Here is a 20,544-nt window from a genome sequence, read left to right as displayed (position 1 = left end):
GAGAAGCTTTTTTTATGCGCTATAATTAGAAAAAAGGAAAAAGCTTCAGCACAATTACTGAAGCTTTTTGTATTGAAAAGATTAAATAGTTACGATTTAATCAGTTTAGTAGTTTGTATTTGACCGTTATTAGTTTCGGTTTTTACTAAATAAAGTCCTTTTGCTAAATCTTGAATATAAAATTTATGACCTGCTTTAAAAGTCCCATTATAGGTTTGTATTAGTTTTCCTGAAAGATCAATTACTTGTACCTTCTTTACTTCAACGTTTACTGAAAAAGAAACGTTAGATGGGTTAGGGTACAGTTTAAAGACACTAGATAGATCAAACGTATCTGTGCTTAAATTTTGTGGTACGGCATTACCATACACTTTAAATTGTCCAGCAGGAATACTTAAAGGCGCTGTTGTACTAGTTACATTTATTGAAGTACTGTTTGTTGCATCCATTAAGTCATACCAAGTCCCCGTAGACGGAAAGTCTGGCGTTATATTTTGCGAAACAACATCAAAATTAGCTAAAATAACAACGTTATTTAATTGGTCTGACGGTATGGAGTTATCAAAAATGTATATTCTTGGTGTTAATGTGTTAACATCAGGGTTGGTTGGATTGTTAATAACATAATTGCCTTCAAAAACGGGTTGGTTAACTTTTAAATCGTTTAACCTTGACCAGTCATTATAAACTTGACTTCTAGTTGTGTTTGTTAACCAGTTATTATCCCATTGTGGTTGTGGTTTTGTATCTAGTTTACAGTCGCCATCTGATCCTCCAGGGACGTTTACACTTCCGTTATTACACGTGTAAATTGAATTTTCCATACCTAACGCTCCAAAGTGCCAAATCATTTTTGGACCAGGAATAGTTAAACTTACTGCGCCTAAAGCGGACATTCTAGAAATTGCAGTGTTTAAATCTGTGACATTATGACTAGCGTTAGTTGCATTTCCAAATTGTAAGTTTCTGTACATTAAACGCTCTTCGTCGTGGCTTTCTGGGTAACCAATTAATCTAGGCGCATCAAAGTTTCGGCTATTGTGTCCCATTCCATTAATGTTACTATTAGAAGCGTAACCCATTGTTAATTGATTGTATGGATCTGTCATTTTTCCCCAAAGCATGATGCCTTTGTCTTCGCTTATTCTGTAATCAGCCCATTCTTTTTCTTCTTGAGTACCACCTAAATGTTCGAAAATCACGTAATGATCATCGTCTAAACTCCAAGAATAATCAGCGTATTCTTTTAAAACAGCGACTCTGTCTGCTTGATATTGGTTTGTACAGTTCTCGTCTGATGGGCTACAGTTTTGAGTAAACCCTTTAGTTAAATCCCAACGGAATCCATCTATATTAAACTCTTCCACCCAATGTTGCACAACACGCTTTGTGTAATTTTTAGTTAACGTGCTTGAATGGTCAAAGTCAGAGCCAACGTTATAACTATGAGTTGCGACTTGATTAAAGTAAGGGTTTTCGCTGCTTGGTTCTCCCCATCCATCATTATCAGGGTCGTCCATCCACATGCGTACCATTGGATTACGTCCAAATGCATGGTTTAAAGCAATGTCTAAAATAACTGCAATTCCGTTTTGATGACAAACATCTACAAACTCTTTAAATTTAGCTTCTGTACCGTAGTATTTATCTAAAGCCATATGAAAAGAAGTGTTGTAACCCCAACTTTCGTTACCTTCAAATTCCATTATTGGCATTAATTGAATGGCATTAACATTTAGGTTTTTGAAATAATCAATTCTATCTATTAATTGCTGAAAGTTTCGTCCTCCGTCCGCATTTTTATCAAAGTCTCTAATTAAAACTTCGTAAATTACTAAGTCTTCTTTTTTAGGCTTTTCAAAATCTGTGACTTGCCAGTTATAAGTGGTTTGTCCTGTTTGTAAAACCGTAACTTCTCTTTCTTGACCAGCAGGATACACTGGTAAGTTAGGATAAGATGAAGCTGGAATATATGGATCGTCAAAAGGAGAAAGTACTACTGTAGAAAAAGGATCTGCTATTTTAACTAGTTTAGGAGAGCCTGTTACTGTGTTTTCCGCTCCAACCCAATATTGATATGTTTCTATTTGTTGCGCAACTAATCCGTTAATCGCTAGCCAAAATTTACCAGTAGCAGGATCTTTTTTCATAGCATCTGCATCTGAAGGTGTCCAGTTATTAAAACTTCCGGCAACGTAAACAAAATCTTTTAAAGGGGCTTCTAATACTAATGTTGCAGAAGTTGCGCTAGTATAATTAATACCATTTACCATGCCTGCAGGTAGTGCTTCAGAAGCTGCATTATTTACTAAAATGGTAAATGTTTTTGTAACTGTCTCAGTGCCTTGTGACACTTCAAGTTGACAATATTTATTTTCGGTTATATTAGCAAAAGCATAGTTGTAAAAATTTGTAGTCGTTGTGTTTACAACAGCTCCGTTAGCTTTTAAAACATACGTAGCATTACCATTAGTGTTTTGTGCTAATATTTGTGTGCTAGCACCACTGGTTACAGCAATTATTCCGTTTGAAGTTGGATTAATCATATCCACCTGAAACGCACCAATATTGAATACAAAATTTTGACATCCGCCATTATCTAGCTTTAATTCTTGTGTACCGTTTGGGTTTCTAAACACGAGTCCCATTTTAGTAACATTAGCCTCTTCAGAAGCTGTTAAATTAAAATAAGTACTTGGTGTTAATGTAATGCTCCATGTGCCATCACCATTATTGGTCATTTCTCCAATGCCATCATCTTGTCCCCAGTTTCCGATTACTTTTATGCCGTATTCATCGGTTTCATCACCGACTCCTAAATGCGCATATATTTTTGTTGGATTAACAATACTATTACATGTGGTTGCAGTTGCATCTACAGTAATAGTAACTGGTTGGTCCACTAGTATAGGATCAGGACTTATTGTGACTTGTGCGACTGCAAATAGAGGAAAAAGCAGAAGCAAGAAAAGTAGTTGTTTTTTCATGTTGTTTTTTTAAAATAAAAGGCCTGCATTATAGAAAACTAATTGATGCAGACCTTTTTGTTATACTTAAAACTTGATGTTTTTTACCATTGGTTTAAACTAATCATAGGATCAGCCCCAGAAAAGTCAAATACAATATTATAGATTCCAGCAGTTACAGGTATGTTAGCACCTCCAACTTCCATTGTTCCATCGTTACCATCATCACCATAGTTAAGACCCCATGCATCGTTTTGACGTATTTTAATCTCACCATCAGTTAATGTAACACCATTGATGTAATAAAAGCCTTCGTTGATTCCAAAATCTGGTAAAAACTTAACGTTTGGTCCATCCCATCCATTAGGAGCAGCATCACCTACAAGTCCCCAAACATCCATTGGTTCTAACTCGTACGTTTGTGCATTTAAATCTAAAGTTAAAATGTAATGTCCAGCAGTTACAGGTATATTTCCTCCTCCAACTTCTAAAATACCATCTAGACCATCATCACCAAGGTTTACACCCCAGTCATTATTAAATCTAAATTTCATTTCACCATCGGTTAATGTCACCGCAAGTTTAAAGTTGTCTTGAAAAGAATTATAAGTTAATTGTGTGTCTGGTCCATCCCATCCATTTGGTGTACCATCACCAACAATTCCCCAAGAAAAAGGTTCTAATGTATAAGATAAAGGTACTGCAGCATCATCCGTCATTACAGTAATTTTATAAGTACCAGCAGTTACAGGGATATTAGCAGCGTTAGGTTCTACTGATCCATCAGCACCATCGTCACCATAATTTTCTGTCCAAAGGTTGTCTTTTCTAAACTTCATTTCGCCATCTCTAAGTGTTGCATAGGCAACGTATTGATTTGGTGTGCTTGTTGTGTAAAACGGTACATCTAAAATTGGTCTGTCTGTTCCTGCATCCCAACCTCCAGGAGTGGCATCTCCCACTAAACCTAAGTTTGTAGATAGGTCTAATAAAGATGAATATGCTGTAATATTAACCGTTTTTACGTTAGAAGTAAATACCGTCCCTTCACTAAGCGTTGTTTGTATTTTAAAATCAATATCAGTAGCTGTATTAGGAACAATTCCTAGAGATAGCAATTTACTGTTTATCTCTTGACCTAATAAGATTTTTACTAAATCTGATCCAGCTGAAATAGATTGAGGTGCGCTAAAATCACCACCAGTAAAATCTATTAGAATTTTATAATTAGCAGCAGCATTAAAACCATAATCTGGATCTGTCCAATTTAAGGTTAAGACTTCTGTTTCTGCTAATTCTTCAGTTAACACTAACGTTTGTTCAGAAACACTTAACTCAGTATTTACACCCGTGTTTAACGTTGTTAACTCATTATCATCACAACTTACTAGCACAAATAAAAGTGCTAATAAGGTAATGGAATTATTAATTAATTTTTTCATTTTAATACGGTTTTAGTACCCTTCGTTTTGAGAAAGGTTAGGATTAACTGTAATAATACTAGTTGGTAATGGGAAAAGGTTTCTAAAGCTTGACACTGAAGTTCCTGCTGGTTCGTTACCTTTAAATGGCCATAAATAAGCATCTGTAGTAAAGTAATCGTATCTAATTAAATCAGTACGTCTTTGACCTTCCCAGTATAATTCTTTAGATCTTTCATCAAGAATAAAGTCTAACGTGATATCTCCACTTGAAATATTAGCGAAAGCACCACCTGTAGCTCTTTCTCTTAATTCGTTAATCTTCATTGTTGCTAAACCTAAATCTCCGCCACCACCTCTAACAGTCGCTTCGGCGTAGTTTAAATAAATTTCGGCTAAACGAATTAATGGTAAATCAGAATCTACAAAGTCTCCAGCAGCATCACTACCTTGAAATCCGTCACTATCTACGTTTTTAAATTTAGTCACCGCATAACCATTCTCGAAAGGCGGAATAGATTCGATTTCTAAGTTTTGTCCATCACTATAAAACATTCCTCTTTTATCTGCTGTAAAAGGTGTTATTGTGTAGGTTAATGCATTAAGATCTAAAGTAATGTAATATGTTCCTGCAGTTACAGGAATGTTTCCACCTCCATTTTCTAAAGCACCATCTTGTGGATCATCGTCTCCGTAGTTATTTCCCCAATCTTCATTAAATCTAAATTTCATGAAACCATCAGTTAAATCTACATAAAGACCAAATTGATTAGATCCAGTTTGAAACATTTCTGTATCTGGTCCGTCCCATCCATTTGGTGTACCATCTCCAACAAGTCCCCAATCTGATTGCGTTCCTAAATCAGCATTTAAATCGTCTATATTGGCAGCGAATTTTTCGACAAGATTTTTAGTTGTTCTAATTCCGGCCCAACCACCATTTACACCAAATTCTGTTGCATCCATAGATCCACCAATAGCAGCATGTACTAAAAATGTAGTACCACCATAAGTTTGAGATCTAAGACCATCAAAATTTAAAGCAAAGATAAATTCGTCTTGTGCTCCGTTAGTATCGTTATCTGCTAAGAATAATTCGTCATAAGCAGTTCCGTTACCATTAGCATCATTCATGTTAATGCTATATCCAGAGTTAATAACATTATTAGAATACGTTACGCAGTCAGTATAACGTGCGCTTCCTGTCCAAACTTCTGCATTTAAGTATAGTTTAGATAGTAAAGCCCAAGCAGCAACTTCGTCTACACGTCCATACTCGTTAGAACGACCAGGCTTTAATTCGCCTTGAATTGCTAATAATTCTGATTCAACAAAATTAAACAATTCGGTTCTTGAAGCTTGAGACGGTAAGTCTGTTGTTACTTCTGTAACTAAAGGCACACTACCAAATAAGTCCATTAAGTTATAGTATGCAAAGGCTCTTAAAAAACGAGCTTCCGCAATAAAATTACTAACCTCAGCATCTGTTAATGCAGCTGCATTGCCTATAAAAGAATTACAAAAAGAAACTTCTTGTGCTAATCTGTAATACATAGCTTCACTAAAGTCATTACTTCCAGACCAATATTGCCCGTGTAAATCAGGCAAACCTGCGTCTCCCCAACCAACAACTGCGTGATCTGTAGTTAATTCGTTTAAGTTGAAAAGCATACGCGAGTATTGAGAAAATCCTTCATCTATATCTGCGATATCTGCTTGTCCAGAAGGACCTTGTTGTCCTGTCAATGCTAAACTGGCATATAGTTTTGCTAAAGCCCCTTTTGCTTCTGTTGCATTAGCAAACACATCTTCTTCGGTAAAACTATCTGGATCAATCGGAGACTGATCTAAATCGTCATGACATGATACAAATCCTAAGGATAGTAACATGATTACAATTAAATGTTTAAGTTCTTTTTTCATTTTTCTGCTTTTTTATTAAAAATCAATGTTTACACCCATTACAAAAGATCTAGGTCTTGGATAAAAGTTATTATCAATACCTAAATTAATTTCAGGATCTAATCCACTGTAATCTGTTATTGTTAAAACGTTTTGTAATGATCCGTAAAACCTAAACGTTGTGTTTTTTACTTTATCTAAAGTATAACCAATTGTGATGTTGTCTATTTTAAAGAAAGATGCTTCTTGCACAAAATGGTCACTAGTAGCTGTTCTATCACTAATTACCGTAAATCCACTGTTGTAATAATCTGAATGAATGTTAGATAAAATGTTATTGTTAGTTGCGTTAAGTAAAACACCTCTATTAGCTTCTACATCATTATACATATAGTTTTCTACACTAGCTCTTGATTGTAAAGAGAAGTCCCAGTTTTTATAACTAGCATTTGTATTAAAGCCCATTAAGATATCTCCAAATGGATCTTCTTTGATGTATTTGTCTTCGTCGTTTATAACGTTATCTCCGTTTCTGTCTACAAAAACACCTTCTAATGGTGTTCCGTTAGCATCATATACTTGTTCAAAAACATAAAAACTATTAGCAGATTCTCCTTCGCGATGAATTTGAACCGTGTTACCAGTTCCTGTAGAAATACCACCCTGTGCTTGGTCTACATTAAGCTTTGTAATTGTATTGTCATTAAAAGAAACATTGTAGTTAACGGACCATTCAAAATCGTCTGTTTTTACAGGAATAACGTTAAGGTTAAATTCTAAACCTTTGTTTTCCATATTACCAATGTTTTTGTTTACTCTGTTTCCAAAGTTTGTAAAAGGATCTACAAGTGCAGAAGCAATTAGGTCGTTAGTTTCTTTTACGTAAGCGTTAACCGATCCTGAAATACGTCTGTTTAAAAAGGCATAGTCTAAACCAACATTAAATGTTTTTCCAATCTCCCAACGTAAATCCTTGTTAATAGGTTCAGGTCTGTAGGTTTGAAAGAAACCAGTACCAAATTGGTAATTAGCAGTATCTGTACTTCCGTTATATCGTGTTAAAAACTGGTAGTCACCTAATCCGTTTACGTTTCCTACTTCACCATAACCAACACGTAATTTTAATTCGTTAAAGAAAGAATCTTGCATAAAATCTTCTTTGTGTACACTCCATGCGGCAGCAACAGAAGGGAAAATTCCCCAACGGTCATCTGGGTTTAATTTTGAAGAAGCATCGGCTCTTACGGTAGCAGTTAAATAATATTTACTATCGTAATTATAATTAGCTCTTCCAAAATAAGATAATAAAACATTTTTAGATTTATCTATAAACTCAAACTGGTTCCCATCTTCTTGAGCTTCGCTATCATTACTAAAGTTATCATATTCAAAAGACTGGTAGGCGTAACCTCCGGCAACTGTTAGATTATGAACATCTTTAAATGTTTTGTTATACGTTAAATACGCATCAAAAACTTTGTTGTCAGAGTTTTGAGAATAACTAGTTTTAGAACCGTTAAAGGTTGGGTCTGATGTAGGAATAAATTCTGAAGTTACTGTACGACCATGACTGTTAGAAGTGTCGTAACCAAGATTAACTGTTGCAGTTAAATCTTCAAAACCATGTATTTTATAATCAAATTTAGCACTACCAACAAAACGTCTAACTTCTGCAGTATCATCTTTTAGGTTTAATAAAGCTAATGGGTTAGTTGGCGCTAAGTTATTTTGGTTTCCTGTTCCTGCATCTAACCATGCAAAATATCCACCGTATTGTGAGTTAGGATCTAAAATAGATTGTGTAGGGTCAAAACTTACAGCACTTCCAATAGCTCCTCTATCAGAAAATGTATTTTCAGTATACATTGCTCTAGCATTTAATTGTACGGTTAAATGGTCTTCTAATAAACTTGGAGTGAGACTTATTGATCCTGTTGTACGTTTTAAATTGTCGCCATCTAATATTCCGTCATGTTCAGAATATCCTAAAGACGCACGCATTGGTACACCAAAAGCATTACCTAAAGCACTAAAGTTATGGTCTTGTCCAAAGGCTGTTTTGTATATTTCGTCTTGCCAGTCTGTATTTGCATTTCCTAATTGTGCAATTTGAGCAGGCGTACCTATATCATTAATTAAGGTTCTAAATTGATCTGCGGATAATACATCAACATTATCAATTGGACTGTAAACCGTAGTTTGAGAACTTACGTTAAATTTAAAGTCTTTGTTTTTTCCTTTTTTAGTAGTAATTAAAATAACACCATTGGCAGCTCTAGATCCATAGATTGCTGTGGAAGAGGCATCTTTTAAGACTACAAAAGTTTCAATATCATTTGGATTAATAAAGTTTAAAGGGTTTCTAGTTCCTCCAACACCACCGTTATCTAACGGGATTCCGTCAATAACGTAAAGTGGTTCTGTAGTTAAGGATAAAGATCCTGCTCCACGTATAGTAATGCTTTGTCCTTCTCCAGGCGCTCCACTTCCAGAAGTTACATTTACACCTGCTACTTTACCACTAATAAGTGATTGTGCAGATACAATTGGTCCTTTGTTAAAGTCTTCGCTGGTTAGTAAATCTGTTGTTCCTGTTAAATCTTCTTTTTTTACACCACCATAACCAATAACTACAATTTCATCTAAAAGTGCAGCATCTTCAACTAGAGCAACATTTAATTTAGATTGACCTGTATATGTTATTTCTTGAGAGACATAACCAATGTAAGAGTATACTAAAACGTCTCCATTGTTAACATCAAGTGAGTAATTACCATCAAAATCCGTAGCTGTACCTTTAGTTGTGTTTTTTATAATAACATTAACCGTAGGTATGGGTAAGGCTGAAGCTTTTTCAGTAACTGTCCCTGTAACTGTACTTTGTGCAAGTAAAACAGTTGGTATAAACAGTAAAGCTAATAGAAGCCTTTTAAAAATTGTTTTCATACAATAATATTAAATTAGTTTAAATTTTAAATGTATATTTCTACTTCTCGAGGATAAAGCTATGTAAATTTTATGTTAACTTTTTATCTCAATTTTGAGAATGTGCTACGAAAACGTTTTCGTGTTGACAACTTTTTGAGTATTTGAGAAAAATGACCATTGAATAATGAATAATCGTCATTTTTTAATGAATATTTGATATAAACTATTAAGTTTAGGGTCATAAATGTGTTAAATCTCAAACGCACAGCCAAACAACCATCTTATTTATGAAAAAAAGAATAACACTTAAACAAATTGCGAGAGAATTAGATGTGTCTATTTCTACGGTTTCTAAAGCGTTAAGAAATAGTATTGAAATTAGCGAAGACACCCGTCAAAAAGTACAAGCTTTTGCTAAATTTTATAACTACAGACCTAATAATATAGCACTTAGCTTAAAAAACAGAAAGACAAAAACTATAGGTATTATCATACCAGAAATAGTACATCACTTCTTTTCTAAGGTTATTAGCGGTATTGAAGCAGTAGCCAATAAAAGAGGATATAATGTTATTGTTGGACTGTCAAATGAATCGTTTGCAAAAGAGGTAATCAACATGGAAATGTTAGCCAATGGAAGTATTGACGGATTTATATTGTCTATTGCAAAAGAGACGTTACAACAACAAGATTACCATCATTTTACCGAAACGATTAATCAAGGAATGCCTATCGTGATGTTTGATCGCGTCGTCAATGCTATAAAGTGTGATAAAATAATTGTAGATGATGTTTTAGGTGCAAAAAAGGCGGTTAGTAAGCTAATAAGTAATGATTGTAAAAATATAGCCATTATAACCACTAAAGATTATGTTAGTGTCGGAAAATTAAGAACGCAAGGGTATTTAGAAGCTTTAGAAGAACATAAAATTAACCCAAAAGCAAGCTTGATTTTAAAGGTGGATGATGAGTTATTATCGGAAGATCATTTAGATTCTCTTGAAAAAGAAATCGAAAATTTGTTTAGAAACAATAAAAAATTGGATGGTATTTTTGCTGTAAATGAGTTGTATGCAATTACAGCAATGAAGGTAGCCAGAAAGTTAAAAATGAATATTCCAGACGATCTTCAAATTATTGGTTTTACAGATGGTGTATTGTCTAAACATGCAGTACCAGCCTTAACTACCGTAAGTCAACACGGTCAGAAAATAGGTGAAAAAGCAGCCGAATTATTGATAAATAATCTAGAGCGTGAAGATGAAGAAGACATCTACGAAACCGTAGTTATTGAAACAGAATTGATAGAACGAAATTCAACAAAATAAAAAAATAACCTTGGTCATTTAAAAACTTTTATATCTTTACAGCATTCAAAACTTATATTTTTACTTCTCAGGTAATATAGTTTTGATAGGTTTTTTCGCTTATCAAATAGTATCAACTAATAAAATACTATTATGAAAAAACGCACACTTGGTTTTTTAGAAATCTGGAACATGAGTTTCGGTTTCTTAGGAATTCAATTTGGTTTCGCCTTACAAGGCACTTCAATGACAAGAATATTTCAAACATTAGGAGCTGCTCCTGATGAGATCCCTATGCTTTGGATTGCTGCACCTTTAACAGGTTTGCTTGTTCAGCCTATTATTGGTTATATGAGTGATCGTACTTGGAGCGAAAGATGGGGACGAAGAAAACCTTATTTTTTAATTGGAGCGGTACTTAGTACTATGGCTTTATTTTTTATGCCTTATTCTCCTGTATTGTGGGTGGCAGCAGGTCTTTTATGGATTCTAGATGCTTCTATTAATATTTCAATGGAGCCTTTTCGGGCTTTAGTTGCGGATAAATTACCAGAGTCTCAGCGCTCTTACGGATTTGTAATGCAAGCTTTAATTATTGGAATAGGAACATGGATTGCTAGTAGTTTACCGGAAATAGTATCCTATTTTGGGATAAGTAATTCTGCGGACTCAGGGGTTTTACCCATGTCTGTAAAATTATCATTTGCAATAGGTGCTCTAGTGTTTCTAGGAAGTATCCTTTACACGGTGCTTACAACTACAGAATATCCACCAGAGGATATGGAAGCTTTCAAAAAAGAAAAGGCTAAGAAAAACCAATTCATTCCAGACATTCTAAATAATATTGGAAACATGCCACTAACAATGAAAAAACTTGGCTTAATCCAGTTTTTCTCATGGTTTGCATTTTTTACCATGTGGAGCATGGCAAATCCGGCACTAACAGAGCATGTGTTTAAAACACCAGCTCCTGTAGAGACTGCTTATGACATGACTATTCCGGCTCAAGCCGAAGCTTTTAATGTTGTAAATACTGCCTTTCAAGAATCGTCAAATGCAATAGGATCTGCAATGGGGGTTTATGGATTATCTTCTATGGCGTTTGCTTTATTATTAGTGTTTTATACCTCTAGAAAAAATATTAACCGAAAGTATGTCCATATGGCATCTCTAATCTTAGGAGGTCTTGGTTTTGTATTGATGAACTACACATCTCCAGATAACTTAAAATGGTGCTTTGCATTAATTGGGTTTGCTTGGGGTAGTATTTTATCTATGCCTTACGCCATGTTATCAAGTTCTGTAGACCCTAAAAAAATGGGAATGTTTATGGGGATTTTCAATATGTTTATTGTTATTCCGCAAATTATCGCAGCACTTGGAGGTATTAATTTTATCTCAGGACTATTAGGTGATGATGCTATAAATGCAATGACTGTTGCAGGAATTAGCTTAATAATTGCAGGACTTTGCAACTTATTAATTACCAACAAAAACGCAATTACATACCAAGCAGAAGAAATTTAAAAGATGAATAAAAAAGGATTCATATTCGATTTAGACGGTGTCATCGTAGACACTGCAAAATACCACTTTTTGGCTTGGCAAAACCTTGCAAAAAGTATAGGTATTGATTTTACACACGAGCAAAACGAGCAACTTAAAGGTGTTAGCCGCGTAAAATCATTAGAGAAAATATTGGAATGGGGAAATAAAACTATTTCAGAAGAACTGTTCGCCTCATTAATGGGTAAAAAAAATGAAGAGTATTTAAGCTTCATTGAAAAAATGAATGATGAAGAAGTCTTACCTGATGTACCTAAAATATTAGCGTATTTAATTGCTCAAAAACAACCAATTTCTTTAGGTTCTGCTAGTAAAAATGCACGCCCAATTTTAGACAAAGTCAACTTGCTTTCTAAGTTTGATGCTATTGTGGATGGTAACGATGTTAGCAAAGCAAAACCAGATCCAGAGGTGTTTTTAATAGCAGCACAGCATTTAAATATGATACCAGAAAATTGTATCGTGTTTGAAGATTCAGTAGCAGGTGTTCAAGCAGCTAATACTGCTAACATGATATCTATTGGTATTGGAGAAAGAAATGTATTACATGAGGCTGATTATATCTTTTCGGATTTTACTGAAATAGAAAATAGCTTTATAGAAGAATTAATAAATAGATAAAAATATTGATTGTCACACTGAGCGTAGTCGAAGTGTATGTTATCAAAAAAATATAAGAAAATGAATCAAGATTATATACAACCAGACAATTGGTCTATAATTGAAGAAGGTTTTGATGCAGATCGCGTAAAATCTTCAGAAAGTTTATTTAGTATCGGAAATGGCGCCATGGGACAACGTGCTAATTTTGAAGAACAGTACACCGGTCCAACCTTTCAAGGAAGTTACATTGCAGGGGTTTATTATCCAGACAAAACCAGAGTGGGTTGGTGGAAAAATGGTTATCCAGAATATTTTGCAAAAGTGCTAAATGCACCAAATTGGATTGGTATTAATGTCGAAATTAATGGCGAACAACTAGATTTAAATACCTGTGTTGCAATCACTAATTTTAGAAGAGAGCTAAACATGAAAGAAGGTTGGTTGTCTAGAACGTTTACAGCAACGCTTCCAAATAAATTAGAAGTAGAGGTTAAAACAATACGTTTTTTAAGTTTAGATTTAGATGAGGTTGGTGCAATTAATTACCAAGTAACACCTTTAAATGGAGACGCTATTATTAAATTTCAACCGTATTTAGATTCAGGAATTACTAATGAAGATACCAATTGGGATGACCAATTTTGGGATACTTTAAAAGTGACTACAGAAAATGATAAGGCTTTTATTGAAGCAAAAACCATGAAAACAGGTTTTCATACTTGTACGTTTATGCAGGCTTCAGTGTCTTTAGAAAACAAAAAACAAGAGCAAAATCCTGAAGTTTACCAACAGGAAAATGGGATTACATTTACTTATAGTCTTTCGGTTGCAAAAGGACAAACAGCAAGTGTTGTTAAGTTTGGAGGTTATACTGTAGATCGTAATCACGATAAAACGGAATTAGTTTCAGCAGCAAAAACAGCTTTACTTACAGCCTCAGAAAAAGGGTTTGCACAGCTTTTAGAAGCGCAAAAGCAAGCTTGGGATGCTATTTGGAAAATGTCAGATATCACTATTGATGGAGATGTAAAAGCACAACAAGGGATTCGTTTTAATATTTTTCAATTAAATCAAACCTATTTAGGTAAAGATTCTAGTCTAAATATTGGTCCAAAAGGATTTACAGGAGAAAAATATGGTGGAAGTACTTATTGGGATACGGAAGCGTATTGTATTCCGTTTTATATGGCTACCAAAGATCAAAACGTCGCGCGTAACTTATTAAAATACAGATATAATCACTTAGAAAAAGCGATTGAAAATGCCGAAAAGTTAGGTTTTAAAAACGGAGCAGCATTATACCCAATGGTGACCATGAATGGTGAAGAGTGCCATAACGAATGGGAAATTACCTTTGAGGAAATCCATAGAAATGGAGCTATCGCGTTCGCTATTTTTAACTACTATCGTTACACTGGCGATTACAGTTATATTCCAGAAATGGGATTAGAAGTCCTTATCGGAATAGCTAGATTCTGGCAACAACGTGCTACGTTTTCAACAGATAAAAACCAATACGTTATTTTAGGTGTTACTGGTCCTAACGAATATGAAAACAACATCAATAATAATTTTTACACTAACTATTTAGCTAAATGGTGTATTGATTATGCGTTAGAAAATATAGAGAAAGTCAAAGAAGGACATCACGACGATTATTTGCGTATTACGGGCAAAACAAAAATCACTCACGAAGAGTTACATGCTTGGCAAAAAGTTGCAGATAATATGTATTTCCCATATTCTGAAAAGCATCAAGTGTATTTACAACAAGATGGCTTTTTAGATAAAGAATTAATTACTGTAGCGGATTTACCAAAAGTAGATCGACCAATAAATCAGAAGTGGAGTTGGGATAGGATTTTACGTTCGCCTTACATTAAACAGGCTGATGTGTTACAAGGGTTTTACTTTTTTGAAGACCAATTTTCTACTGAAGAATTGAAACGTCATTTTGATTTTTACGAACCATTTACCGTGCATGAAAGCTCGTTGTCACCTTGTGTGCATAGTATTCAGGCTGCTAAGTTAGATCAAATGGATCAAGCATATACGTTCTATTTACGTACCTCTCGTTTAGATTTAGACGATTATAATAAAGAGGTAGAAGAAGGCTTGCATATTACTAGTATGGCAGGTACTTGGATGAGTATTGTCGAAGGTTATGGCGGGATGCGTATTAAAAATGATATGCTAAATTTTGAACCTCGTATTCCTAAAGAATGGGACGCGTATTCATTTAAAGTCAATTTTAGAGACCAAATATTAAAAGTAAATGTGTCACAATCAGAAACTACTTTCGAGTTAGAAGGTAATACAGATTTGAACATAATAGTAAATAATAATCCCTTGACTATTTCGCCAAATAACTTGGTGAAAGCATAAACTAAAGACACTAATTAAGATGACAAAATTAATTCACATAGCATTAATCGTTTTAATTAGTGTTAGTTTTTCTTGTAAAAAAAAGATTGAAGACGCTAAAGTTTCTGAGGTTGTAACCGAAGTTAAAAATGACATAGAAAGGATTGAACCTCCTAATTGGTGGGTTGGTTTTAAAAATAAACAACTCCAGTTATTAGTCAAACATCCTAATATTTCTGAAGCAAAAGCAAGCATAAAGTATCCAGGTGTGTCTATTGATAAAGCCCATAAGGCGGATAGTCCTAATTATTTATTTTTAGGACTGTCTATAGCGGAGCATGCCAAAGCAGGACAGTTTAATATTTATTTCGATTTTAAAAACGGAACGCAACTTGTACAAACCTACCAATTAAAAGATAGGGAAAGCGAGGCTGCGGATATACAAGGATTTGATAGTAGTGATGCTATTTATCTAATAACGCCTGATCGTTTTGCAAATGGAGATACTTCTAATGATATAGATGTCAATTTAAACGAGAAAACCATAAACAGAGCAGACGATTATGGTAGACATGGTGGTGATATAAAAGGGATCATAAATCATTTGGATTATATTCAGGAGATGGGGTTTACCCAAATTTGGTCGTGTCCATTGTTAACTAATGATATGCCCGAATCGTCATATCATGGTTACGCAATGACGAATTTTTATCAAGTAGATCCACGTTTTGGAACTCTAGAAAAGTATCAAGAATTAGCTGTAAAAGCTAAAGAAAAAGGTATTGGTTTAATCATGGATCAAGTCGCAAACCATTGTGGAAGCCAACATTGGTGGATGCAAGATTTACCTTTTAAAGATTGGGTTAATCAGCAATCTAATTTTGAAAATAAACAACCATTAGCTAATTCTAATCACAGACGTACAAGTAACCAAGATTTGTATGCTTCAAATCGTGATAAGACTGAAATGACTGAAGGTTGGTTTAGCGCAAGAATGCCAGATTTAAATCAGCGTAATCCGTTTATGGCTAACTATATAATTCAGAATAGTATTTGGTGGATTGAAACCTTACAATTAAGCGGAATCAGACAAGATACTTATCCTTATCCAGACAAAATGTTTATGTCGGATTGGGCTGGAGCTATCATGGACGAGTATCCTAATTTTAGTATTGTAGGAGAGGAATGGAGTTACAACCCATTACTAATTGGGTATTGGCAAAAAGGGCATGAGAATAAAGATGGTTACCAATCTAATTTAAGGTCAACCATGGATTTTGCAATGCAAAACAATATTGTGGAGGCTTTAAATCAAGAAGAATCTTGGGATAAAGGTTTGGTTAAAATATATGAAGGCTTAGCAAACGATTTTGCATATGCCTCTCCAAAAGATATTATGATATTTCCGGATAATCATGATATGAGTCGCATTTTTACACAATTAAAAGGGGATGTGCCAAACACGAAAATGGCTTTAAGTTACCTATTAACCTTACCTAGAATTCCGCAATTATATTACGGAACAGAAATTTTAATGGACGACTTTGCAAAACCTGGAGACCATGGTTTGATTCGTACTGACTTCCCAGGAGGATGGGAAGGTGATACTGTTAATGCATTTTCAGGAGAAGGGTTGACAGATGCTCAAAAGGACATGCAGTCATTCCTTAAAAAAGTATTGAATTACAGAAAAACAAGTACTGCTATTCACGACGGGAAAACCATGCACTTTGCACCATTTATGGGCACGTATGTTTTATTCAGAAGTATTAAAGAGGAAACCGTTGTTGTAATCATTAATAAGAATGAAACACCAATGACCATCGATTTAAAACGGTTTCAAGAAGTAGGATTACATGGAAAGACATTAAAAAATATAATTTCTGGTGAAACTTTCAAGTGGCAAGATAAAATTATCTTAAACGAAAGAGGGAGTCTGTTATTAACCACTAAATTATAAACCGTTGTCACACTGAGCTCAGTCGAAGTGTTTCATAAACTCAAATAATGAAAAATTTATTATACATATTATCTTTTTTGCTATTTCAAATAGCATCAGCACAAGTCACAATAATTATTGAAGAACTTCCAAAAGATACACCAAAAGAAACAACGATTTTTATTTCTGGCGATTTTGAAGGCTGGTCTGGTGGACATAAAGATTACCAGTTACAATTAGTAAATGGACAGTATCAAATCACACTTCCCAAAACAGAACAACGTATTTTATATAAGTTTACCTTAGGGAGTTGGGATGCTTCAGAGAGTAGCAATACAGGTGAGAAAATAGATAATCGTATCTATAAGTTTAATAAACCTAACGACACAATACACGTTAAAATAGCAGGTTGGAGTCATTTGTTTGATACTAAGGAAGTCTCGACAGCTTCAAAAAATGTATCCATTATTTCAGAAACTTTTAATATCCCACAACTTAATAGAAAACGTCGTGTTTGGATCTATTTACCTCCAGATTATAACACATCAAAACAAGATTATCCTGTAGTTTATATGCATGATGGTCGAAATGTTTTTGACGCAACTACTTCTGGTTATGGTGAGTGGAATGTAGACGAAACTTTAGATAAATTATTCAAAGACAACTTAAAACTTATTGTGGTTGGTATAGATCACGGGGACTCAAAACGTCTTGACGAATATTCCCCGTGGGTAAACAGTACATATGGTGGAGGCGAAGGAGAAGCGTATGTGGATTTTATTGTAAACACGCTAAAACCTTATATAGACACTAATTATAACACTAAAAAAGACAGAAGCAATACAGCCATTTTTGGAAGTTCTATGGGAGGTTTAATTTCGCATTATGCGGCGCTAAAATACCCAACAGTTTTTGGTAAAGTTGGTGTGTATTCTCCTGCATTTTGGTTTGCTCCAGAAGTAAAGCCTTTTACTGTGTCTCATGCTAATCTTCAAGATACTAAAATGTATTTTTTAGCAGGAGGAAAAGAAGGTGAGAACGCAGGATATAATCAGATTAGCCAAACCGTTACAGACATGAGTAGTGTTATTTCTATTTTAAAAAAGAGCGGTTTTCCTGAAAAAAACATCCAATCTAAAGTAGTGCCAGAAGGAAAACATAACGAAGCACTTTGGAGTAATAATTTTGCTGAAGCCATTACTTGGTTGTTTGAAGACGCGATTGAAAAAAGAGCGTTTAAGTCTGTTAAATTTCAAAATAATCAATTAAATATTCAGGTTTCAGAAGGAAGCTATTCCATCTATTTTTACAATCCTGAAATTATCGAAACTACATTTTCACCAACAGGTGAAACATTTGATAAAAAATCACATGCTGTTGTTTTGGATAAAACGCTTTCTGATGTAAAATTTTATGAGACAACTTCAGAGATTAGTTTTCAATCTAAAAAAATAACAGTAAAAATCACCAAAGCACCTTTTCATATTTCCTATTGGAAAGACGGAAAAGAAATCACGTCGGTTAAAAATGGTTACCAAAAAACAGACCAATTTGAAACTATTAGTTTCAACTTAAAACCAGACGAAGTTTTATACGGTGGAGGCGCAAGAGCATTAGGCATGAATCGCAGAGGAAACCGATTAGAGTTATACAACAAAGCGCATTATGGTTATGAAGACCGTAGTGAATTAATGAATTACACGATGCCAATTGTGGTGTCTTCAAACAAGTATTTAATTCATTTTGATAATGCGCCCATTGGCTTTTTAGATTTAGATTCTAAACAAGACAATACACTGACTTACGAAACCATCTCAGGTAGAAAAACCTATCAAATTGTGGTTGGCGATTCTTGGTTAGATCTAACAAAAAACTACACGCAATTAACAGGAAGACAACCGATGCCACCACGATGGGCATTAGGTAACTTTTCTAGTCGCTTTGGCTATCATTCGCAACAAGAAGTCGAAGAAACGGTTAAGAAGTTTATAGACGAGAAGATTCCGTTAGATGCCATAATTATTGATATTTTTTGGTTTGGAAAAACCGTCCAAGGAACAATGGGAAATTTAGCATTTGATCGCGATTCGTTTCCTAATCCAAAACAGATGATAAAAGGACTGCAGGATAATAACGTAAAAACGGTATTGGTAACAGAACCGTTTGTATTAACCACATCTAAACGTTGGGAAGAAGCGGTTAAAGAAGATGTTTTAGCAAAAGATACACTTGGAAACCCATTTACATTCGATTTTTATTTTGGTAATACAGGACTGATAGATATTTATAACCCAAAGGGCAAACAATGGTTTCAAAACATCTATAAAGACTTATCGGATTTAGGTGTTTCTGGGGTTTGGGGCGATTTAGGAGAGCCAGAAGTGCATCCTAAAGGATTACAACACGCCACAGGAACAGCAGACGAAGTTCATAATATTTACGGTCATAATTGGGCCGAATTAGTACAAGAAATGTATAGTAAGAATGCGCCAAATACAAGACCATTTATTTTGATGCGTGCAGGAAGTTCGGGGTCGCAACGTTTTGGAATGATTCCTTGGTCTGGAGATGTTAATCGTACATGGGGCGGATTACAATCGCAACCAGAAATCGCATTACAAATGGGGTTGCAAGGATTGGCGTATATGCATAGTGATTTAGGAGGTTTTGCAGGCGCTAATTTGGATGACGAGTTGTATGCCCGTTGGTTACAGTATGGTGTTTTTCAACCTATTTACAGACCGCATGCGCAAGAAGATGTACCAGCAGAACCTGTGTTTAGAAGTGATAAAGCCAAAGCCTTAGCAAAACAGGCTATCGAGCTACGTTATAAATTATTACCATATAATTATAACTTGGTGTTTGAAAACAACCAAACCGGAGCACCTTTAATGCGAGCCTTGTTTTTTGAAGAGGAAGACAATAAAGAACTGCAAACTATGGCTTCAACATACCTTTGGGGGAATGACTTTTTAGTGACACCAATTGTAAATCCTAATCAAACGGAAACAGAAGTTTACTTTCCTAAAAACAGTAATTGGTTTGATTTTTACACGGACAAAAAGGTAAACGGAGGACAAGCACTTTCCGTGAAAACGGAAGAAAATAACATTCCGACATATGTTCGTGGTGGTGCTTTTATTCCGACCGCAAAACCAATGCAAAGTACAGCGGAGTATAACGGAAGCACATTGGACTTACATTACTATTTTGATGCATCGGTTTCAGAAAGTCAGCGTACACTTTATAATGATGATGGAGCTACTAAAAATGCTTTTGAAAAAGGGAAATATGAGATTTTAAAGTTTCATTCTAAAACCACTAAAAAAGCGCTGGAGCTTCAGTTTGACGCTGAGGTTGGTTCTAATTACGCAACAACAAGTGAAAAAATAACGGTGGTGATTCATAATTTTCCATCGGACCCGAAGCGTATAAAAATAGATAGCAAAAAATTAGATTTCAATTATAACCAAATTAGTAAGATTTTAAGTTTTGATGTGCAATGGAATCCTTCATCAGCCATCAAAACACAAATAAAATATTAAGTA

Annotated in this window: 10 protein-coding genes; 6 read left to right on the top strand and 4 right to left on the bottom strand. The window is 34.7% G+C overall.

Annotated elements, in window-relative coordinates; genetic code table 11:
• Positions 1–89 precede the first annotated feature (89 nt).
• The 4 genes from CXF54_RS00335 to CXF54_RS00320 form a co-directional block, all read right to left on the bottom strand.
• The gene (locus tag CXF54_RS00335) at positions 90–2,987 is read right to left on the bottom strand and encodes an alpha-amylase family glycosyl hydrolase (protein ID WP_101201991.1); all 2,898 of its coding nucleotides are present in this window, start codon (positions 2,985–2,987) and stop codon (positions 90–92) included.
• Positions 2,988–3,070: 83 nt separating this feature from the next.
• A complete protein-coding gene (locus CXF54_RS00330; protein ID WP_101201990.1) occupies positions 3,071–4,408 on the bottom strand; it encodes a SusE domain-containing protein in 1,338 nt (445 codons plus the stop codon).
• 12 nt (positions 4,409–4,420) lie between these two features.
• Positions 4,421–6,310, bottom strand: coding sequence for a RagB/SusD family nutrient uptake outer membrane protein (locus CXF54_RS00325; protein WP_101201989.1), 1,890 nt, complete (start codon positions 6,308–6,310; stop codon positions 4,421–4,423).
• A gap of 15 nt (positions 6,311–6,325) precedes the next feature.
• On the bottom strand, positions 6,326–9,235 hold the full coding sequence (locus tag CXF54_RS00320; RefSeq protein WP_101201988.1) for a SusC/RagA family TonB-linked outer membrane protein: 2,910 nt from the start codon (positions 9,233–9,235) through the stop codon (positions 6,326–6,328).
• A 269-nt stretch (positions 9,236–9,504) separates the two neighbouring features.
• On the opposite strand from CXF54_RS00320, the gene CXF54_RS00315 reads away from it, so the two are divergent.
• The 6 genes from CXF54_RS00315 to CXF54_RS00290 all read left to right on the top strand — a co-directional run bounded on the left by CXF54_RS00315 (position 9,505) and on the right by CXF54_RS00290 (position 20,541).
• Entirely contained in the window at positions 9,505–10,545 is a 1,041-nt protein-coding gene (locus CXF54_RS00315; RefSeq protein WP_090836469.1) for a LacI family DNA-binding transcriptional regulator, read from the top strand.
• A 132-nt stretch (positions 10,546–10,677) separates the two neighbouring features.
• Entirely contained in the window at positions 10,678–12,051 is a 1,374-nt protein-coding gene (locus CXF54_RS00310; protein ID WP_101201987.1) for an MFS transporter, read from the top strand.
• A 3-nt stretch (positions 12,052–12,054) separates the two neighbouring features.
• A complete protein-coding gene (gene pgmB, locus CXF54_RS00305; protein WP_101201986.1) occupies positions 12,055–12,711 on the top strand; it encodes a beta-phosphoglucomutase in 657 nt (218 codons plus the stop codon).
• A gap of 60 nt (positions 12,712–12,771) precedes the next feature.
• Entirely contained in the window at positions 12,772–15,078 is a 2,307-nt protein-coding gene (locus CXF54_RS00300) for a glycoside hydrolase family 65 protein (RefSeq protein WP_101201985.1), read from the top strand.
• A gap of 19 nt (positions 15,079–15,097) precedes the next feature.
• Positions 15,098–17,017, top strand: a complete 1,920-nt coding sequence (locus CXF54_RS00295; RefSeq protein ID WP_101201984.1) for a glycoside hydrolase family 13 protein — start codon at positions 15,098–15,100, stop codon at positions 17,015–17,017.
• A 47-nt stretch (positions 17,018–17,064) separates the two neighbouring features.
• Positions 17,065–20,541 (top strand): TIM-barrel domain-containing protein, encoded by a 3,477-nt coding sequence (locus tag CXF54_RS00290; protein ID WP_232782533.1) that lies wholly within the window; start codon positions 17,065–17,067, stop codon positions 20,539–20,541.
• Positions 20,542–20,544 lie beyond the last annotated feature (3 nt).

Source organism: Olleya sp. 1-3 (assembly GCF_002836085.1).
In the GTDB taxonomy this organism is placed as follows: domain Bacteria; phylum Bacteroidota; class Bacteroidia; order Flavobacteriales; family Flavobacteriaceae; genus Olleya; species Olleya namhaensis.
Note: the sequence above shows the minus strand (reverse complement) of the source record. Positions and strands in the feature narration are given on the sequence as shown.

Bases quoted from the DNA above. Each gene is read 5' to 3' on its own strand.
- CXF54_RS00335 (WP_101201991.1), bottom strand. From the start codon at position 2,987: ATGAAAAAACAACTACTTTTCTTGCTTCTGCTTTTTCCTCTATTTGCA.
- CXF54_RS00330 (WP_101201990.1), bottom strand. From the start codon at position 4,408: ATGAAAAAATTAATTAATAATTCCATTACCTTATTAGCACTTTTATTT.
- CXF54_RS00325 (WP_101201989.1), bottom strand. From the start codon at position 6,310: ATGAAAAAAGAACTTAAACATTTAATTGTAATCATGTTACTATCCTTA.
- CXF54_RS00320 (WP_101201988.1), bottom strand. From the start codon at position 9,235: ATGAAAACAATTTTTAAAAGGCTTCTATTAGCTTTACTGTTTATACCA.
- CXF54_RS00315 (WP_090836469.1), top strand. From the start codon at position 9,505: ATGAAAAAAAGAATAACACTTAAACAAATTGCGAGAGAATTAGATGTG.
- CXF54_RS00310 (WP_101201987.1), top strand. From the start codon at position 10,678: ATGAAAAAACGCACACTTGGTTTTTTAGAAATCTGGAACATGAGTTTC.
- pgmB (WP_101201986.1), top strand. From the start codon at position 12,055: ATGAATAAAAAAGGATTCATATTCGATTTAGACGGTGTCATCGTAGAC.
- CXF54_RS00300 (WP_101201985.1), top strand. From the start codon at position 12,772: ATGAATCAAGATTATATACAACCAGACAATTGGTCTATAATTGAAGAA.
- CXF54_RS00295 (WP_101201984.1), top strand. From the start codon at position 15,098: ATGACAAAATTAATTCACATAGCATTAATCGTTTTAATTAGTGTTAGT.
- CXF54_RS00290 (WP_232782533.1), top strand. From the start codon at position 17,065: ATGAAAAATTTATTATACATATTATCTTTTTTGCTATTTCAAATAGCA.